This is a genomic window from Halobacterium jilantaiense, from assembly GCF_900110535.1.
In the GTDB taxonomy this organism is placed as follows: Archaea; Halobacteriota; Halobacteria; order Halobacteriales; family Halobacteriaceae; genus Halobacterium; species Halobacterium jilantaiense.
The window spans coordinates 729,352-746,890 of the sequence record NZ_FOJA01000001.1 but is presented as its reverse complement, the minus strand read 5'-3'; the positions used below and the strand labels follow the sequence as shown (position 1 = coordinate 746,890).

Genomic DNA, 17,539 nt, shown 5'->3' with positions numbered 1-17,539 from the left:
TGACAGCCCGGAGCCTGTCAGAGGCACAGCCGGTGTGTGAACACCAGCAAACAGTGGGACGCGACGGCTCAACATTACGTTATCTCGTGAAGAACCTCCCGCCAGCTGACACACGAATATAAGCGCATCGGTCACTTAAGTCGGTGGTTTCTTCGTGCGGCAGCGATGCGGTGTGAATAATGACGGCTCCCTCGACCCTCGTCGAGGTGCTCGCGCGCCGCGCCGACCTGCTCCGCGCGGTCCGGGCAGCGTCGCGCTCGAAGCCGCGGCTCGCCGAGGAACTCGGGGTGTCGCGGTCGACGGTCGACCGTGCGGTCCGCGAACTCGAAGCCGAGGGGTTCGTCGAGCGCGCTGACGGCGTCTCACTCACGCTCCAGGGGCGGCTGGCGGTGAAGAGCTACGAGGCCCTGGCGGCGGACCTCGACGGCCTCGACGCGGCGGCGTCGGTGCTCGGGACGCTTCCCGAGGACGCGCGCGTCGACACCGCGCTGCTCCGGGATGCGGCCGTCGTGGAAGCGTCGCCCGTGGCACCCCAGCGCGCGACCGAGGCCTACCGGTCGCTCGCCGCCGACGCGACCCGCATCCGGGGGTACGCCAGCACACTGCTGGACAGCACGGTGCCGACGCTCCACGACCAGATTGTCGAGGCGGGCCTGGAGATGGAACTGCTCCTCGGCCCGGAAGTCCTGTCGGCGCTCGTCGGTTCCCACAGGCGTGCCGTGGCCGACGCCCGCGACACCGGCCGGATGGCGCTTCGAGAGGTCGAGGACGGACTCGCCTACAGCCTGCTGCTGGTGGAGACGCCGGAGACGACGTACGCCACCGCGCTGTTCTACGACGGGACCGCTCACACGGGCCTCGTCCGCAACGACGCTCCGGCGGCCGTCGAGTGGGCCGAGAGCGTCTACGAGGACCTGCTGGCGGCCGCAGACCAGTTGCCCGAGTAGCAAGTCGGTCGCTACCGCCTCCCAAACCCTCAAGCAGCAGCCGTCCCTCCACCCGGCTATGATTTCGGTCAGGGGCCTGGAGAAACGATACGGGGACGTCACCGCCGTCGACGGCGTCTCGTTCGAGGTCGACGCCGGGGAGGTGTTCGGGCTCGTCGGGCCGAACGGGGCCGGGAAGACATCCACGCTGAAGATGCTCTGTGGCCTCGTCGAGCCGTCGGCCGGCGACGTCACGGTCAACGGCTTCGACGCCGGCGAGACTGAGATGCGGCGCTCGCTGGGCTTCCTCCCGGAGGAATCGCCGCTGTACGACGAGATGAGTCCCCGGGGCTACCTGCGATTCTTCGCGGACCTCTACGACGTCGACCGGGAGGCCGCGAACGAGCGCATCGAGGCCGCGCTCGACCGCCTCGACCTCGACGCCCGCGACCGCCCGGTCGGGGACTTCTCGAAGGGCATGAAGCGCAAGGTCGCCATCGCGCGCTCGCTCGTGAACGACCCGGACGTGCTGGTCTACGACGAGCCCGCGAGCGGCCTCGACCCGCTGACGACGAACACCGTCGTGGAGTTCACGCGAGAGCTCGCCGACGACGGGAAGACCATCGTGTTCAGCGCCCACGACCTCCACCACGTCGAGAGCGTCTGCGACCGCGTCGCCATCATGCGGGACGGCGAACTGGCCGCCACGGGGACGCTCGCCGACATCCGTGAGGAACACGGCGAGGTGTCCTACCGCGTGTTCACCGACGTGCCGCTGGCCGACTCGGAGCCCGCGGGCGACCGCCACGTCACCGAGGTCGAGTCGATGGACGACGTGGAGGCGCTGCGGTCGGAAGCGAGCGACGGCGGCGGCGAGGTCGTCGACATCCGCACCGACGAGTCCACCCTCGAAGACGTCTTCCTCGACGTGACCGGAACATGAAAGCGCGCAACGTCGCCCGCATCGCGCGCTGGGAGACCACCCGGAGCGCCGGCGACATCGACCGCGAGACCGCGGTCGCGTTCGTCGTCGTGTTGCTCGCGCTCGCCGCCATCGTCCCCGCGCTCGTCACGATGGGGCCGACGCCCGGCGAAGGCATCTACCGGGTCGGCGTCTCCGACGACAGCCAGTACGCCGACGTCGTCGCCAGCGACGCCCAGCTCGCGGCCGTCGACCCGACTGCCGAGGCCGACGTGGTCATCACCGAGACCAGTCTCACCTACCGGGACACGCCGAAAGGCAGGGCCGCACTCTCGACGCTGCGGTCGGCGACAGTGTCGTACAACGACTTCCTGATGCGCCAGGAGCCCGACCAGGCCGCCGCGTTCCCGGTCGTCGTCTCTCTGACCTACCTCCCGCAGTCCATCTCGGTCACGGGCCAGCCCGCAGACGACGGCCAGCAGACCGACGGCGACGCGGACGCCGGTGGCGACGGCGGAACGGGTGGAGACGGCGTCCAGTCCGGCGGCGACGCGGCCACCGGTGGCGGCGACGTGCCGACGACCGGCGGCGGGCTGAGCGGCCTACTCGGGCAGGCTCAGTCCGGCACGCCCTCGTCGATTTCGCCGCCGTTCCCGCTGCAGTCGCTCGTGTTCGCGTTCGCGTTCCTGCTGCCGCTGAACATCGTGATTCAGGCCTACGGGTCCAGCGTGCTCGCCGAACGCATCAACCGCCGGGGCGAACCGATGCTCGTCGCGCCCATCTCCCGCGGAGACATCGTCGCCGGGAAGACGCTGCCGTACCTCCTCGGCGCGCTCGCGCTCATCTCCGTCATCGCGGTCGCGACGGGTGCCGGTGCGCTCTCCGTGCTCGCCATCACGCCGCTGGCCGCGCTGTTCCTCGCGGCGACGTTCTTCGGCGCGATGCTCGCCCGGTCGTACAAGGAACTCACGTTCGTCACCGTCACCGTCAGTGTCGCGCTCACGGCGTACGCCTTCGTGCCCGCAGTGTTCGCGGAGGTCCACCCCATCGCCGCCATCTCGCCGCTAACCGTCGTCGTCGACTCCATCACGGGCGACGGCGTGACCGCCGGCCAGTTCGTGCTCTCGACAGTGCCGCCGGGACTCGCCGCGTTCGTCCTCTTCGGCCTCGGTACGGGCGTCTACCGCGAGGAGGACATGTTCACGCAGCTCCCGATTCCCTCGAAGTTCCTGGACGCGCTCGCCGCGCCGCTCACCAGCCGGTGGCGGGCCGGCCTCTGGACGGCGCTGTTCCTGCCGTTTGTCTTCGTCGGCGAACTGTTCGCCGTCGCCGTGCTGTTCGTCGCCCCGGTCTCCATCTCGGTCCCGCTGCTGCTGGGCGTCGTCGCCGTCATCGAGGAGATCGCCAAGAGCGTCCACGTGTTCGCCGGGTTCGAGCGCGGCCAGTACGACCGGTCGTTCCGGAACGCGCTGGTCGTCGGCGCTGCCTCCGGGGTCGGCTTCTTCGTCGCGGAGAAGCTCCTGCTGGTCACCCAGCTCGTCGGACTCCCCGAACTAGACGTGGCACAGGCGGCGTTCTCACCCGAGTTGCTCGGCGCGTCGCCGGGGCTGTTGCTCGTCGCGCCGCTGGCGTTACACGTCGTGACCGCGGCCGTCTCCGCCGTCGGCGCGGCCCGGTCGCGGCTCGCGTACCTCGGCACGCTCGCGCTCGCAATCGTGTTGCACGTCGCGTACAACCTCGCAGTGGTGGTGGTCTCCCTTGGGTAGCCGCATCGTCCTCGCGCGCCGCACGCTCGGGTCGCTGCGCTCCGAGAAGACCATCGTGCTCGCGCTCGTCATCCAGCTGTTCATCGCGGGGTTCTCGTCGTTCCTCGTCGTCGGCCTCGTCTCGCTGTACGACCCCGGCTCCACGGAGGGCGCTCTCGAGGTCGACGTCGGCGTCACCGGGAACGCCAGCGGCGATATCGCCGCCACGGTCGCCGACGGCGGCGTCCGCGTCGTCCCGTTCCAGTCGCAGTCTCGGGCCGGCTCGGCGTTCCAGCGCGGCGATGTCGACGCGCTGTTGCACGCTACGACACAACCCGGCGGCCGCATCCTCGTCGAAGCCACAGCGCCGGAGGGCTCGTTCCGCACGACGCTCGTCGTCTCGGAGCTGAAGAGCGCGCTGTCCGCGCTCGAACGCGAGCAGCGGACGACCTTCGCCCAGCGCCTCGACCGCCAACCCCTCGACCTGCCGCCCGAGGACCGCTCGAACCCCTACTTCTCGTTCACGTACACCGTCCTGCTGCCGCTGCTGGCGTTCCTGCCGGCGTTCATCTCCGGCAGCGTGATGGCTGACTCGCTCGCCGAGGAGGCCGAACGCGGCACCCTCGAACTGCTCCGTGTCGCGCCGCTGTCGCTACGGGACGTGGTCGACGGGAAAGCCATCGCGCTCGTCGGGCTGGCTCCCGCGCAGGTCGCGCTCTGGCTCGCGCTGCTGTCGTACAACGGGACGAGCATCGCGAACCCACTGGCGGTGCTCGCGCTCGTAACGGGCGTCGCGGCCGTGCTGGTCGCCGGGGGTGCCGCGCTCGCGCTCCGAATCGGCGCGCGTCGGGAGGCACAGCTACTGTACTCGTTCGTCGCGCTCGGGGCGTTCGGCGCTGCCAGCCTGCTCCCGCAGAGCCCGCAGAACCTCGTCGCGCGGCTGGCCGTCGACAGCGCCACGACGCTGACGTGGCTCACGCTCGCCGCGACGCTCGCGGCCGCTGCGGTCTCCTACGCCGGCCTCCGGTGGTTCGCCGGCGGCGGCGAGGACTGACGGCTCACGCCTCGCTGGCCGCTCTCGGCCCCGTCACGACCGGACGTACTTGATAGCAGTCAGGAGGACGCCCACCAGCCCGATTGCGGCGAGCTTCACCGGGGTGTCCGTCTGCTGGTTCTTCAGGAAGGCGCTGCCGGGGCTCGCGGGGTCGACGTACGCCGTCACTGTATCGCCCGGCTCGTAGTCGGCGACTACGTCGCGTGCCGCCGACTCGGTGTCGTAGGTCGGCGTCACCGACCCCGGGAACACCGAGTTCCCGGTGTACGTCTCGCCGTCGTGGCTATACTCGAAGGTCGCCGTCGGGCGGTAGTCGACGCGCCCGCGTCGGCCCGACTCGGTGTCGACGCCGGTCTCGACGACGGTCGCGTCGACCTCGACGGCGTTCCGGACGGCCTCCGACTGCTGGAGGTAGTCGTAGCCGCCGTACCCGGCGATTGCGACGCTGATGACGAGGAACACGAGGACGCCGCGGGAGGAGTTGCCGTCGCCGCTGCCGATGTTGATTCTCGGGGACACGTCGCCACCGTGCGTGCCTCGCCTGTTAACCGTGGCGACGCTTCGCTGTGACTTGGTCCGCGCCGGGCTGCGAGCCGCGCTTCGGTCGGCCGCGACGCCGTGGTTCCGGCTAGCCAACGACTATGACACCGGCCGCCGACCACTCTCGCATGGAGTACACGACACTCGGCAACACCGGGATGGAGGTCTCGAAAATCTGTCTGGGCTGCATGAGCTTCGGCTCGTCGGGCTGGCGTCCGTGGGTGCTCGACGAGGACGAGGCCCGCCCCATCATCGAGCGCGCCATCGACCTCGGGGTGAACTTCTTCGACACCGCGAACATGTACTCCGGGGGCGAGAGCGAGCGCGTCCTCGGGAACGTCCTCGCGGACTACGACCGCGACGAGCAGGTCGTCGCCACGAAGGGGTACTTCCAGATGAACGAAGACGACCCGAACTCCGGCGGGCTCTCCCGGAAGTCCATCGAGCAGGAGCTACAGAACTCGCTGGACCGCCTCGGCATGGACACCATCGACCTCTACCAGACCCACCGCTGGGACTACGACACCCCCATCGACGAGACGCTGTCGGCGCTCACCGACGCCGTCCGCCGGGGCGACGTCCGGTACGTCGGCACGTCCTCGCAGTGGGCCCGCCAGTTCGCCGACGCCCTCCACACGAGCGACCGTGAGGGCTACGAGCGATTCGCCACGATGCAGAACCACTACAACCTCGTCTACCGGGAGGAGGAACGCGAGATGCTCCCGCTCTGCCAGAATCAGGGCGTCGGCGTCATCCCGTGGTCGCCGCTCGCCCGCGGCTACCTCACCCGGCCCCACGAGGACATCGACGCGACCACGCGGGGCGACACGGAGGAACACATGTACCGCCACCCCTACACCGAGGGCGGCGGGCGGGAAATCAACGAGCGCGTGCAGGAACTCGCCGCCGAGAAGGGCGTGGAGATGGCGCAAATCGCGCTCTCGTGGCTGTTCCACAAGGACACCGTGGACGCGCCCATCGTCGGCACGACCAGCGTCGAACACCTCGAACAGGCCGTCGAAGCGCTCGAAATCAGTCTCTCCGACTCGGACATCGACTACCTCGAAGAACCCTACGAGCCGGTGCCCGTCTCCGGCCACGAGTAGGGTCTGCATCGAGGGCTGCACTCGCTCCCTCGCGTCGCCGAAAAGCATTCACGAAGCCGACACGTCGGCCCGGTATGGGATTGACCGCGGAGTGGGCGCTGCTGCTCGTCGTGTCCGCCGTAGTCGTGCTGTACGGACTGTACACCGTCTACAACCTCTCGAACGCCCTCGGCGACTACCTGCGTTCCTGACCCGGCTCCCGTCCGGTCCGGAACCACAAGACCGAATCCGGTTGCACGACCACCTCCCGACATGCAGCCGGGCACCTACACCCTCCTCGTCTCGCTGCCCGAACCGGCCACCGTCGAGTTCGGCGCAGCCGGCTCCTACGACCTCGACACTGGCTGGTACGCCTACACGGGCTCGGCGTTCGGCGCGGGCGGCCTGAAGCGCGTGACGCGACACCGAGACCTCGCTGCCGGCGAGCGCGACGCCCGCCACTGGCACGTCGACTACCTGCTGGGCCACCCCGAGGCGAGCGTCGACGCCGTCTACGTCACCGAGAACGAGGACATCGAGTGCGAGACGGCCCGCCGGCTCGCCGACGAGTCGGAGCCGGTTGCGGGGCTGGGCGCGTCGGACTGCGACTGCGAGACGCACCTCGCGTACGCGGCCGACCGAGTCGTCCTCGCGGAGACACTCCGCGACTGCCACGGTAGACGCTGGCCCGACGCCTGACTACTCCGGGAGGTCGTGCAGGAACGTCTGGACCTCCAGCGTCCGGCCCTCGGGGTCCGCGGCGAAGAACTGGTAGATGTCGTAGTCCTCGTTCTCCCGGGGGCCGCCGGTCGCCACGTCCGCGAGGTCGTCGTGTCGCTCGTCGACCGCGGCGCGGGTGTCGTAGTAGACGGTGACGATGCCGTCCGTGTCCACGTCGTCCTCGCTCGCCGCGTCGCAGAACCCGAGTTTGAGGTCGTCGTGGCGGAGAATCGTGCAGCCGCCGTCCTGTTCGAGCCACACTTCGAACCCGAGGCGCTCGCGGTAGAACTCGACGACGCGGTCCCGCGCTGCCGTCCGGAAGAAGACGATGCCGCTCACGCTACTCCTCCAGTGGCACCCACTCGGTCGGTGTGTCGGTGACGCCCCGGAGCCGGGCTTCCTGCCCGCCGTCGTCGGGAACCCGGACTTCGAGGATGCCGTCGAACAGCTGGCTGATGGTGTTGACCGTCTGGGCGTCGTGGCTCTCCGGGTCGACGGAGAACACGCCCAGCCAGTCCTGGCTCTGTATCTGGCTCGTGAACACGTGCAGGAACCGGAACAGCCGCTGGATGTCGACGTACATCAACAGCGGCGAGAGCGAATCGAACCCCACGCGGAGCCGGTCGACGCCCGCCTCGGCGGCCGCTTCGGCGACGCCCGAGAACTCGATGCCGATGCCCGTCAGGTCGCCCGGCGAGGAGACGTGGTGGACGCCCTGTGCGGCCGTCGCCGAGCCGGACTGCGTGCTCACGCAGTCGACGACGTGGAGGAACGAACTCGGTCCGGCGAGTGACTGCTCGTACTCGTCGACGATTTCCTCGGCGGGGTCCCTGGAGGTCACTAACACTGACCCCTCAGCGTCGCGCTCGCCGCGCGCGACCAGGTCGAGGAGCGTGGTTCGCTTGCCCGACATTGCCGGCCCGCTCAACAGGAGATTCGTTCCGTGGTCGAACTCCCGACAGAGCGCGTCCGGTAGCACTCCCGTGACGTCGTACGGCATGTGAAACCCCCGCCGAACACTGTATCCGGCGCTGTCCATCTGTCCGAACCGGAGGCACATAAGTGTGGGCGGGACGGCGACGGAACCGCACGGTTTTCCGGCGACGTTCCGACGGACGTGGTGTGACAACGTACACACTGGAACGGAGCGCGCGTGCGTCCGGTGTCGCAGCCGTCGTCGTCTCGTTCGCGGGAATTCTCGCGGCTGTCGCGTCAGCGCCCTGGTTCTCGTGGACGGCGAACGACCTCTCGGACCTCGGCGTCGCGGGCGGTCTCACGGCCGGGCTGTTCAACTACTCGCTCGTCGCCGCTGGCGTCCTCGCGTTGCCGTTCGCGTGGTGGCTGGCGGCCACGGCGACCTCCAGATTCGGGGTGCTGACCGCCGCGGGGTTCGCTGTCACCGGCGCGTGCATGGCGGGTGTCGGGCTGTTCCCGAGCGATACCGACCTCCACTACCCGGTCGCGGTCGGTACCTACCTCGGTCTCACGTACACGCTCGCGCTCGACGCGAGCGACGCCGCCGTCGCCGGGTCGGCGCGGCGGGCGCTCGCCGGCATCTGGGGGGCGCTCGGCCACGTGACGATGTGGCTGGTCTGGGGTGTCGTCGGCTTCGCAGCCGGCGTCAGCGGCCTCGCACTGCCGGAGGTCGGCGGCTCGCTGCTGCTGGCGGCGTGGGTGGTCGCGACGGCGCGCGGTCGCTCGCAGGCGAGCGGCCGACGGGCGGGCGGGAACCCCGAACGTTGACGGGGGCGCGCTCCAATGCTGGACCGTGACCGTCGCCGACACCCTCGTCACGGGCGCGCTCGGAGTCTGGCTCGGGAGCATCGTCTTCTTCTCGTTCGTCGCCGCGCCGGCGCTGTTCTCCGAACTCGGCAGCGAGCGAGCGGGCGACGCGGTCAACGTCGTCTTCCCCCGGTACTACGTGTTCGGGGTTGCGATGGCGGCCGTCGCCCTCGCCGCCTGGATTGTCGGGCCGCTGGCGTTTGGCACCACCGAGCCGCCGCTGGCGGCCGACGCCGGCGTCTTCATGGGGGCCGCAGCGAACATCTACGCCCGGTACGTGCTCGTGCCGAAGATGGAGGCCGCGGGCTCGGACGCGTTCGCGCAGTACCACAAGCAGTCCGTCGCGCTGAACCTCGTCACGCTGACCGGCGTCGCCGTCGCGTTCGTCTCGGTGCTGGCCTAGCGAACTCCGAGATTCGCTTCGGATTCCAAAGAACCGGTCGCTGTTTTCCGAACGTTCGAAGGGAGAAACCGCTTGAACGGGGATGCCCTACGTACACACAATGACAGAACGGACAGTCCGCATCGACGTCGGCGGGATGACCTGTGCGAACTGCGCGGGCACCGTCGAGGACGCCGTCCTCGGCCTCGACGGGGTCAGCGACGCCGACGCGAACTACGCGACGGACGGCGCGTCGGTCACCTACGACCCCGACCGGACGGACCTCGCCGCCGTCTACGGGGCGGTCGAGGACGCTGGCTACGACCCGGTGACCGCCGAGACCACCATTCCCATTCAGGGGATGACGTGCGCGAACTGCTCGGGAACGGTCGAGGACGCCCTCCACGACGTGCCCGGCGTCGTCGACGTGGCCGCGAACTTCGCCACCGACGAGGCCCACGTCACGTACAGCCCCGGAGCCTTCGACCGCGAGGCGGCCTACGACGCCATCGAGAACGCCGGCTACGAGCCGGTGCGGGACACGGGCGGCGAGGACCGGGACGCCGACCGGAGCGCAGCCGACGAGGCCCGGCAGGCCGACATCCGCCGGGAGCGCAACCGCACGCTGTTCGGCGCGCTGCTGTCCGCGCCGATGCTGCTGTTCGTCGCCGACACGTTCCTGCTCGGCGGCAGCACCTTCCCGGAGACGCTCGCGCTCGGCGGCGTCGAGGTCGCGTTCGGCTGGGTGGAGTTCGCCCTCGCGACGCCAGTCTACGTCGTGCTCGGCCGCGTCTTCCTCGTGAACTCCTACACGGCGCTCGTGAAGAACCGGACCGCGAACATGGACGTGCTCATCGCGCTGGGGTCGACGACCGCGTACGTCTACTCCATCGTCGCGCTCCTCGGCATCCTCCCGAACGCCGGCCTCTACTTCGACACGGCCGCGCTCATCCTCGTGTTCATCACGCTCGGGAACTACCTCGAAGCCCGCTCGAAGGGGCAGGCCAGCGACGCGCTCCGGGAGCTCTTGGAGATGGAAGCCGACACCGCGCGCATCGTCGGCGACGACGGCGGGGAGCGCGAGGTCTCCGTCTCCGAGGTCGAGGTCGGCGACCGCCTGAAGGTCAAGCCCGGCGAGCAGATTCCGACCGACGGCGTCGTCGTCTCCGGCGAGTCCGCCGTCGACGAGTCGATGGTCACCGGGGAGTCCGTCCCGGTCTCGAAAGAGCCCGGCGACGAGGTCGTCGGCTCCACCATCAACGAGAACGGGGTGCTGGTCGTGCAGGCGACGAAGGTCGGTTCGGACACCGCCATCCAGCAGATCGTCGACACCGTCCGGGAGGCCCAGTCCCGGCAGCCCGACATTCAGAACCTCGCGGACCGCATCAGTTCGTACTTCGTTCCGGCGGTCATCGCGAACGCCGTCCTCTGGGGCGTCGTCTGGTTCCTCGCGCCCGGCGTGCTCGCAGACGTGGTCGCCGCGTTCCCGCTGTGGGGGCTCGTCGGCGGTGGCCCCGCGGCCGTCGGTGCCTTCGAGTTCGGCGTCGTCGTGTTCGCGTCGGCCGTGCTCATCGCGTGTCCCTGTGCGCTCGGGCTCGCAACGCCGGCGGCGACGATGGTCGGCACGAGCATCGGCGCGAACCACGGCGTGCTGTTCGAGGGCGGTGACATCCTCGAACGCGTCACCGAGGTCGACGCCGTCGTCTTCGACAAGACGGGCACCCTGACTACCGGTGAGATGGAGCTCACCGACGTCGAAGTCGTCGACGGAGACGCCACGCCCGACGGTGGCACCGTCGAGCAGACCGTCGACGAGTCGTTCGTCCTGCGGCTGGCCGCCGCCGCGGAGGCCAACAGCGAACACCCGCTCGGCGAGGCCATCGTCTCGGGTTCCGAGGCACGGGGCCTCGACGTTCCCGAGGTCGACGACTTCGAGAACGTCCCCGGGAAGGGCATTCAGGCGTCCGTCGACGGCCGCGAGGTGCTCGTCGGGAACCGCGCGCTCCTCGACGGCGAGGGCGTCGACCCCGCGCCCGCCGACGACGCGATGGAGCGCCTCGAACGCGAGGGGAAGACCGCGATGCTGGTCGCCGTCGACGGCCGGGTCGTCGGCGTCGTCGCGGACGCGGACACCGTCAAGGACTCCGCGAAGCGCGCCGTGAGCGAACTCCGGGAGCGCGGGCTCGCTGTCCACATGATTACCGGCGACAACGAGCGCACCGCGCGCGCCGTCGCCGAAGAGGTCGGTGTCGACCCCGAGAACGTCCGCGCGAGCGTGCTGCCGGACGAGAAGGCCGACGCCGTCGACGCCATCCAGCAGTCCGGAGCCGAGGCGATGATGGTCGGGGACGGCGTGAACGACGCGCCCGCGCTCGCCGCCGCCCACGTCGGCGTCGCCATCGGCTCCGGCACGGACGTCGCCATCGAGGCCGCCGACGTCACCCTGATGCGGGACGACCCCTACGACGTGGTGAAGGCCGTCCGCGTCGGCGAGGGGACGCTCGCGAAGATCAAGCAGAACCTCTTCTGGGCGCTCGGCTACAACACCGCGATGATTCCGCTGGCCTCCCTCGGGCTGCTGCAGCCCGTGCTGGCGGCCGGTGCGATGGCTGTCTCTAGCGTCAGCGTGCTCACGAACAGCTTGCTGTTCCGCAGGTACACCCCGGACGAGGACTACAAGCTGTTCGGTCGGTAAGTCGGCTGCCGTTCTCCCGTACCCACTCCCGTTTTTCTGGACTCTGATTCGGCGAGCCTGACGCAGGGCGTGCTTCAGCGAACTGACCAGCAGGTGCCCTGGCGGTCGCCGAGAGAGCGAAGCTCTCTCCAGACCTCGGAAATCTCCGATTTCCGGTGGACTGAAACGACGAGTCGAGAACGCCGAGGGCTTTCGCTGGTATGAGTCGAGTCGCTGTTCCTCGCCGCACGCTCCGGCCCCTCCACTCGCTGCAAGCCGCAAGACCCTAATCAGTCGACCGAGTAGCGCCGATAGCATGTCGAAGACTCTCTCCATCGACGGGATGGGCTGTGACGGCTGCGAGGACATCGTCGAGAGCGCGCTCAGCGACGTGAGCGGCGTCTCGGACGTCGACGCGGACCACGAAGCGGGCGAGGCAACCATCGAGGGCGACGCGGACACGGAGGAACTCCTCCGGAGCGTCGAACTCGCGGGCTACAGCGCGGAATCGGCCGACGTCTGAGGGTTCGGTTCTTCTCGCGGCGGCGCGCTCGACGCGTGCGTGCCGCGGCGCTCCGTCACCCGGTTACCCAGTAGTAACCCCCTCACACCGGCGTTACCGAGTGCCTAAGGGGACGGCGTCCCTTTCAAAGAACGAATGACCTCGACCGACGACATCGTCCAGGACCTGCCGCCGAGCGCGAAACTCGTACTGAAGGTGCTGGAGTACAACGGCGGGCTCACGCAGAAACAGATCGTGGAGAACTCCCGGTTGTCCCAGCGTACGGTGCGTGACGCCCTCGACCGCCTCCAGGAGGCCGACGTGGTCGAGAAAGACATCTACATCCCCGACGCGCGGCAGAACCTCTACCGGCTGAAAGTCGAGGAGTCGGACAGCGAGGCGGAAGCCGAGGCCGAGGCGGCCGAAGCGGAAGCGGTTCTCGACTAGCGGCTTCGTCTAGACGACCGACGCGGCTTCTTCGTCGACGGGGTCGAGGTGTTTCTGACCCCACTCCGCCATCGACATCACCACCGGCTCCAGCGACTCGCCGAGTTCGGTGAGCGCGTACTCGACGCGCACCGGCTTCTCGCTGACGATGGTGCGGGAGACGATGCGTTTGTCTTCGAGGTCGTCGAGGCTCTCGGAGAGCACCTTGCTGGAGATGCCGTCGACCTCCTCCTGGAGGGCGTTGAATCCGAGCGGTCCCTCACTGAGGAGGCGATGGATGATGACTGGGTGCCACTTCTTCCCGACCAGCGCTGCCGTCGACGTGATGGAACACCAGCCATCGCCGGGACACCAGGCCGGCAGCTGCTCCGTGTCTGCCATGTCTCCGGGTAGGGACGCTGCCGTGTTAAGGCTACCTGACCCTACTCGGTTACGGTCGCGTAACGCCCCATCCAGAACCGGATTCGGACGAACGAGGCCGCTCAGAGGTCGCCGGCGGCCGCTCGTCGCCGGACGTGGCGGGCGCGCTCCCGGATGGCGGCGAGGTCGCCCGCGTCGCGTTTGTCGTCGAGGTGCGAGTAGACGAGCCCCATCCGGTGGTTCGACCGGAGGCGGTCCTCGTGGGTCGCGAGGAAGTCCCAGTAGAGGCTGTTGAACGGGCACGCGCGCTCGCCGACGGTGGCGTCGGGGTCGAACGCGCAGTCCGCGCAGTGGTCAGTCATGCGGTCGACGTAGTTCGCGGACGACGCGTACGGCTTCGTGGTGAAGGCGTCCGTGCCGAAGACGCCCATGCCCACGACGTTCGGGGTGACGACCCAGTGGTAGGCGTCCACGAAGCCGCCGTGGAACCAGTCGTTCAGCGCCTGCGGGCTGGCTCCGTACGTGAGCGCGAAGTTCGACAGCAGCATCAGGCGCTCGATGTGGTGGGCGTAGCCGCGGTCGTAGACGCGGCCGACCGCCGAGGACAGACACGCCATGTCGGTCGCGTCGGCGTCCCAGTACAGCGCCGGGAGGTCGCGGTCCGCGCCGAGCTGGTTGGCCGACGCGAGCTCGGGCATCTCCAGCCGGTAGACGTGCCGCATGAACTCCCGCCAGCCGAGTATCTGGCGGACGAAGCCCTCCACGGAGTTCAGGGGCACGTCGTCGCGCGCCCGGTACGCCTCGATGGCTGCTTCGACGACCTCGTCGGGGTCGAGCAGCCCGACGTTCAGCGCCGACGAGAGCAGGCTGTGTTCGAGGTGCCAGTCGTCGGCGAGCACGGCGTCCTCGTAGGGGCCGAACGCCGGGAGCCGGTGGGTCAGGAAGTCGTCGAGCGCGCGCTCGGCCTGCCCGCGGGTCACCGGCCAGTCGAAGCCGGTCGGGTCGCCCCAGGTGTCGAACTCGTCGGCGACCCACTCGCGGAGCGCGGGGACGTGGTCGCCATCCTCGAACGAGGGGACGGGCGGGGACTCGTAGTCGGCCGGCGGGGTCTCTCGATTCTGGTCGTCGTAGTTCCACTCACCGCCCTCCGGATTCCCGTCCTCGTCGACGAGGTAGCCGGTCTCCCGGCGCATCTCGCGGTAGAACGACTCGTGGTCGAACGGCGGCTCCGTCCCCTGCCAGTCGTCGAACTGCGCGGGCGAGCACAGGAAGTTCGCGTTCGGGACGACGTCGAGGCTGCCGCCGCGGTCCTCGACGAGTCGTCGGAGGCGGTCGGCCGCGCCGTGGCTCGCCGGCCGCTGCACGACGAGGTCGTCGCCGGGGTACTGCTCGAAGTACGCGTCCAGTCCGTCCGCGAACGTCTCGGCGCGCTCGTAGACGACCTCGACGCCGTCCGCCCGGAGGTCGTCCCGGCGGTGTCGCATCGCCGCGAACACGAGCACGAGCTTCTGGGGGTGGTAGCGGCGGCGGCGCGCGAACTCGGCGGCCTCGACCATCAGGACCCGGTCGGGGTCGGCCGCGAGCGGGCCGCGCCGGCGCGAGAGCTGGTCCCCGAGTACCCAGACAGTAGTCACACGTAGACTCAGGGACGGCAGCGCCAAAGAGCTACTGTCGCCGTCGCGTCACCGCAGCTTCTGGTAGACTTTCGCCACGGTGTTCATGCCGACCGACCCCTTCTTGACCGTGAAGTACGGGACGAGGTCCGGCGCGAACTTCGCCTTGTACGTGTAGATGCGTTCGTGGTTCGCCCCCATCAGGTCCAGACTCTCCAGTCCGCGGTCGATGCCGTCGACGCAGACCTGCCACTCGAGGAGGTCGTTGACGGGCACCGGCGCGTCGACCTTCCCGCTGGCAATCCACGCGCCGGCGCAGGTGTCGCTCTCCACGTCCACGAGCCCGCCGACGACCTCGCCGTCGACCCGACAGACGTACGGCCGGATTGCGCCCGGCGGGAGCGCGTCGGCGAGGTCGCGCACGAACGCCGCGTCGATGGGGAACGACTCGCCCTGCTCGCGGTGGCGTTCACGGGTGAGCTCGACGATGTTGTCGATTGCACCGGGGCCGCCCTCTTCGACCTCGTAGCTGGTGTCGTACTCGTCGCGGACGCGCTTCCGGAGGTCGGAGCTGAACCGCGAGAGCAGGTCGTCGGGCGTGGTGTCGAGGTCGACGAGGTACGTGTACCGGGGGACGACCTCGTAGTCCCGCCACTGGTACGGCCGGACGTCGTCGTAGCCGACCGCCGTCCGGATGTTGACCAGCCCCGGGGACAGCTCGCGGTCGACCCAGTCGAGGGCGGCGTCGACGAACCGCCGGTGGCGGCGGTCGCGCTTCCGGCGTTTGAGCTTCCCCGTGTTCACCGTCACCGGACCGAGGTAGGGGAGTTTGAGCCCGGGTGGCGGCGAGGCGGCCACCGTTGCCGGCCCCTTCGTCAGTTCGAAGACGGGAAGCGCGCCGACCGGCTCCTGGCCCTTGAAGCCGACGAGCCGGTGGAGGTCGGCGTCGGCGTAGTCGGCGAACACGTCGAGGGCGTCCGAGCGGTGGAACGGCGTCGCCGCCGGCGCAGCCGTCACGATGTCGTTGTACTGCTCGTCGTCGATGGTGCGGATGTCGAGGCTCATGTGTCGTCGAGGTAGCCGAGGTTGGCGAGGCGTGCTTCGACTCGCCGGTCGTCCGTGCGTTCGGTCGGGCCGTCGTCGTAGTCGCCGTAGTCCGCGGGCGGCACGGCGTCGACGACGGGCAGCGGGTCGCCGTCCATCTCGGTGCTGGGCGGGACGCCGAGCGCCGAGAGGACGGTCGGTGCGACGTCGAAGAGGTGGGCGTCGGCGAGGTCGGCGTCCGGGTCCACGGCGTCGCCGGCCGCCGCGACGAGGCCGTGGCGCTTGTGGTTCCAGGATTCGGCGGCCGGCCCGAAGGTGTCGCCGCGCAGCGATGCCGTGAGGTAGGTGTCGAAGCCGTCCGGCACCACGAGCACGTCGGCGGCGTCCTCGACGTGGGGTCCGTCGAAGACCGCCTCCCGGGGTTCGACGGCCGAGAACACCGGGTCGCCGTCTGGCGTGCGGGCGGCCCGGAGCTCCGCGACGAGCGCGTCCCGGACCCGGTCGTACTCCGCCGGCGGGACCGTGCCGTCGGGCTCGCGGCCCCGGAGATTGATGCGGACGCCGAGTTCCGTCCGCGAGCGCATGTAGGCCGTGGAGGCTGCGAAGTCGACGCGCTCGGTGCCCGCTCGCACCGTCTCCGTGGAGACGACCCGGAGCACGAGGTCGTCGAGTCCGAGCGCCGAGAGGACGCGACCGATGCGCTGGCTCGTCAGCCCGACCGAGGCCGCACTCGCCACCAGGCGCTCGCCCAGCGACGGCCCGCGGTCCGTGTCGACGTCGCCGTCCTCGTCGCCGCGCTCTCGGTGCAGCGATGTCCACGAGGGCATCCCGCCCTCGCCGCGCGTGGTCTCCACGAACCCCGTCTCGCGGAGGTACTCGTTCACGCGGAACTCCGCGGGGTCGTAAGGGCCGACGCCGTGGTCGCTGGCGAGAATCACGGTGTCCGGGTCGCAGGCGTCGAGGACCACGCCGAGTTCCTCGTCGACGGCCTCGTAGACGGCGCGCAGGGCGTCCTCGTCGTTGGGGCGCTCGTGGATGACGGTGTCCGTCTGCTGGAACTGGAGGAAGCCGAACTCGGGGTCGAAGCGGTCGGCGAGATGTCGGAACGCCGCGCCCCGCATCTCGGTGAGGCGCTCGTACCACGCGACCTGCTCGTCGCCGTCGACGCCGTCCGGCGCGTACACCCGGTAGTCGCCGAGTGCCTCGCGGAGGTCGTCGAGGAGCCGGTCCGGGTGGGTGGGCGGCGACTCCGGCGCGACGTAGCCCGGGACGAGCGCGCCGTCGAACTCCGTCGGCGGCGCGGTCACGGGAACGTTCACGACCACGCTCGTCAGCCCGCGCTCCGAGAGCAGCTCCCAGAGCGCGGGCCGGCGGACGCGGGTGCGGTTCACCACGTCCCAGTCGTAGCCGTCGAACGCGAGGAAGTCGAAGACGCCGTGCTTGCCGGGGTTCGTGCCCGTGTACATGGAGGGCCACGCGCTCGGTGTCCAGGGCGGAATCTGTGACTCCAGGCGGCCCGACGCCCCGCGTTCGAGGAGGTCGCCGAGCACCGGGAGTCGGCCCGCGTCCACCAGCGGCTCGACCACCGGGAGACACGCGCCGTCCACCCCCACGAGCAGCGTCCGCAGTCCGGGGGAGTCCTGTCTGTTCACGACTCCTCCAATCCAGTACTGGACGATTGTTACGACGTGACTAGCCCGGCGTTACGCCGGCCCGAACCACGCCAGCCCATCGACTCGGGTC

Annotated in this window: 18 protein-coding genes; 11 read left to right on the top strand and 7 right to left on the bottom strand. The window is 69.7% G+C overall.

What is annotated here, in order from left to right; all coding sequences use genetic code 11:
* The first annotated feature begins 179 nt into the window (after positions 1–179).
* The 4 genes from BMW35_RS03905 to BMW35_RS03890 are packed head-to-tail and all read left to right on the top strand — an operon-like array spanning position 180 to position 4,647.
* The gene (locus BMW35_RS03905) at positions 180–947 is read left to right on the top strand and encodes a helix-turn-helix transcriptional regulator (RefSeq protein ID WP_089668085.1); all 768 of its coding nucleotides are present in this window, start codon (positions 180–182) and stop codon (positions 945–947) included.
* Positions 948–1,005: 58 nt separating this feature from the next.
* Complete coding sequence (locus BMW35_RS03900) at positions 1,006–1,869, top strand: ABC transporter ATP-binding protein (protein ID WP_089668084.1); 864 nt, start codon at positions 1,006–1,008, stop codon at positions 1,867–1,869.
* Positions 1,866–3,614 (top strand): ABC transporter permease family protein, encoded by a 1,749-nt coding sequence (locus BMW35_RS03895; protein ID WP_089668083.1) that lies wholly within the window; start codon positions 1,866–1,868, stop codon positions 3,612–3,614. Before BMW35_RS03900 ends, BMW35_RS03895 begins: the two co-directional genes overlap by 4 nt.
* A complete protein-coding gene (locus BMW35_RS03890; protein WP_245708130.1) occupies positions 3,607–4,647 on the top strand; it encodes an ABC transporter permease in 1,041 nt (346 codons plus the stop codon). Before BMW35_RS03895 ends, BMW35_RS03890 begins: the two co-directional genes overlap by 8 nt.
* Positions 4,648–4,680: 33 nt before the next feature.
* Here the strand turns inward: BMW35_RS03890 and BMW35_RS03885 are convergent, their stop codons facing one another.
* Complete coding sequence (locus BMW35_RS03885) at positions 4,681–5,166, bottom strand: DUF3592 domain-containing protein (protein WP_218138586.1); 486 nt, start codon at positions 5,164–5,166, stop codon at positions 4,681–4,683.
* A gap of 149 nt (positions 5,167–5,315) precedes the next feature.
* On the opposite strand from BMW35_RS03885, the gene BMW35_RS03880 reads away from it, so the two are divergent.
* Both BMW35_RS03880 and BMW35_RS03875 read left to right on the top strand, forming a co-directional pair.
* Complete coding sequence (locus BMW35_RS03880; protein WP_089668082.1) at positions 5,316–6,293, top strand: aldo/keto reductase; 978 nt, start codon at positions 5,316–5,318, stop codon at positions 6,291–6,293.
* Between the two features lie 252 nt (positions 6,294–6,545).
* Positions 6,546–6,971, top strand: coding sequence for a GIY-YIG nuclease family protein (locus BMW35_RS03875; protein WP_089668081.1), 426 nt, complete (start codon positions 6,546–6,548; stop codon positions 6,969–6,971).
* Here the strand turns inward: BMW35_RS03875 and BMW35_RS03870 are convergent, their stop codons facing one another.
* Positions 6,972–7,331: a VOC family protein gene (locus BMW35_RS03870; RefSeq protein WP_089668080.1), complete on the bottom strand. Its 360-nt coding sequence runs from the start codon at positions 7,329–7,331 to the stop codon at positions 6,972–6,974.
* Between the two features lies 1 nt (position 7,332).
* Positions 7,333–7,992: an RAD55 family ATPase gene (locus BMW35_RS03865; protein ID WP_089668079.1), complete on the bottom strand. Its 660-nt coding sequence runs from the start codon at positions 7,990–7,992 to the stop codon at positions 7,333–7,335.
* A 122-nt stretch (positions 7,993–8,114) separates the two neighbouring features.
* Here BMW35_RS03865 and BMW35_RS03860 point away from each other — a divergent pair, with 122 nt between their 5' ends.
* The 5 genes from BMW35_RS03860 to BMW35_RS03840 all read left to right on the top strand — a co-directional run bounded on the left by BMW35_RS03860 (position 8,115) and on the right by BMW35_RS03840 (position 12,779).
* On the top strand, positions 8,115–8,735 hold the full coding sequence (locus BMW35_RS03860; protein WP_177170766.1) for a DUF998 domain-containing protein: 621 nt from the start codon (positions 8,115–8,117) through the stop codon (positions 8,733–8,735).
* A 25-nt stretch (positions 8,736–8,760) separates the two neighbouring features.
* Positions 8,761–9,177, top strand: a complete 417-nt coding sequence (locus BMW35_RS03855; RefSeq protein ID WP_089668077.1) for a DUF4149 domain-containing protein — start codon at positions 8,761–8,763, stop codon at positions 9,175–9,177.
* Between the two features lie 100 nt (positions 9,178–9,277).
* Positions 9,278–11,851, top strand: coding sequence for a heavy metal translocating P-type ATPase (locus BMW35_RS03850; RefSeq protein WP_089670340.1), 2,574 nt, complete (start codon positions 9,278–9,280; stop codon positions 11,849–11,851).
* A 295-nt stretch (positions 11,852–12,146) separates the two neighbouring features.
* Positions 12,147–12,353, top strand: coding sequence for a heavy-metal-associated domain-containing protein (locus BMW35_RS03845; protein ID WP_089668076.1), 207 nt, complete (start codon positions 12,147–12,149; stop codon positions 12,351–12,353).
* A 135-nt stretch (positions 12,354–12,488) separates the two neighbouring features.
* Complete coding sequence (locus tag BMW35_RS03840; protein WP_089668075.1) at positions 12,489–12,779, top strand: MarR family transcriptional regulator; 291 nt, start codon at positions 12,489–12,491, stop codon at positions 12,777–12,779.
* Positions 12,780–12,788: 9 nt separating this feature from the next.
* Here BMW35_RS03840 and BMW35_RS03835 read toward each other — a convergent pair whose 3' ends face one another.
* From BMW35_RS03835 to BMW35_RS03820, 4 genes are all read right to left on the bottom strand, one after another.
* On the bottom strand, positions 12,789–13,160 hold the full coding sequence (locus BMW35_RS03835; RefSeq protein WP_089668074.1) for a winged helix-turn-helix transcriptional regulator: 372 nt from the start codon (positions 13,158–13,160) through the stop codon (positions 12,789–12,791).
* A 101-nt stretch (positions 13,161–13,261) separates the two neighbouring features.
* Positions 13,262–14,773 (bottom strand): cryptochrome/photolyase family protein, encoded by a 1,512-nt coding sequence (locus tag BMW35_RS03830; RefSeq protein WP_089668073.1) that lies wholly within the window; start codon positions 14,771–14,773, stop codon positions 13,262–13,264.
* A 48-nt stretch (positions 14,774–14,821) separates the two neighbouring features.
* Positions 14,822–15,817, bottom strand: coding sequence for a GNAT family N-acetyltransferase (locus BMW35_RS03825; protein ID WP_089668072.1), 996 nt, complete (start codon positions 15,815–15,817; stop codon positions 14,822–14,824).
* Positions 15,814–17,448: an alkaline phosphatase family protein gene (locus tag BMW35_RS03820; RefSeq protein ID WP_245708129.1), complete on the bottom strand. Its 1,635-nt coding sequence runs from the start codon at positions 17,446–17,448 to the stop codon at positions 15,814–15,816. Before BMW35_RS03820 ends, BMW35_RS03825 begins: the two co-directional genes overlap by 4 nt.
* Between the last annotated feature and the right edge of the window lie 91 nt (positions 17,449–17,539).

Coding starts and splice junctions, on each gene's coding strand:
- BMW35_RS03905 (WP_089668085.1), top strand. CDS start 180: ATGACGGCTCCCTCGACCCTCGTCGAGGTGCTCGCGCGCCGCGCCGAC.
- BMW35_RS03900 (WP_089668084.1), top strand. CDS start 1,006: ATGATTTCGGTCAGGGGCCTGGAGAAACGATACGGGGACGTCACCGCC.
- BMW35_RS03895 (WP_089668083.1), top strand. CDS start 1,866: ATGAAAGCGCGCAACGTCGCCCGCATCGCGCGCTGGGAGACCACCCGG.
- BMW35_RS03880 (WP_089668082.1), top strand. CDS start 5,316: ATGGAGTACACGACACTCGGCAACACCGGGATGGAGGTCTCGAAAATC.
- BMW35_RS03875 (WP_089668081.1), top strand. CDS start 6,546: ATGCAGCCGGGCACCTACACCCTCCTCGTCTCGCTGCCCGAACCGGCC.
- BMW35_RS03865 (WP_089668079.1), bottom strand. CDS start 7,992: ATGCCGTACGACGTCACGGGAGTGCTACCGGACGCGCTCTGTCGGGAG.
- BMW35_RS03850 (WP_089670340.1), top strand. CDS start 9,278: ATGACAGAACGGACAGTCCGCATCGACGTCGGCGGGATGACCTGTGCG.
- BMW35_RS03845 (WP_089668076.1), top strand. CDS start 12,147: ATGTCGAAGACTCTCTCCATCGACGGGATGGGCTGTGACGGCTGCGAG.
- BMW35_RS03840 (WP_089668075.1), top strand. CDS start 12,489: ATGACCTCGACCGACGACATCGTCCAGGACCTGCCGCCGAGCGCGAAA.
- BMW35_RS03835 (WP_089668074.1), bottom strand. CDS start 13,160: ATGGCAGACACGGAGCAGCTGCCGGCCTGGTGTCCCGGCGATGGCTGG.
- BMW35_RS03825 (WP_089668072.1), bottom strand. CDS start 15,817: ATGAGCCTCGACATCCGCACCATCGACGACGAGCAGTACAACGACATC.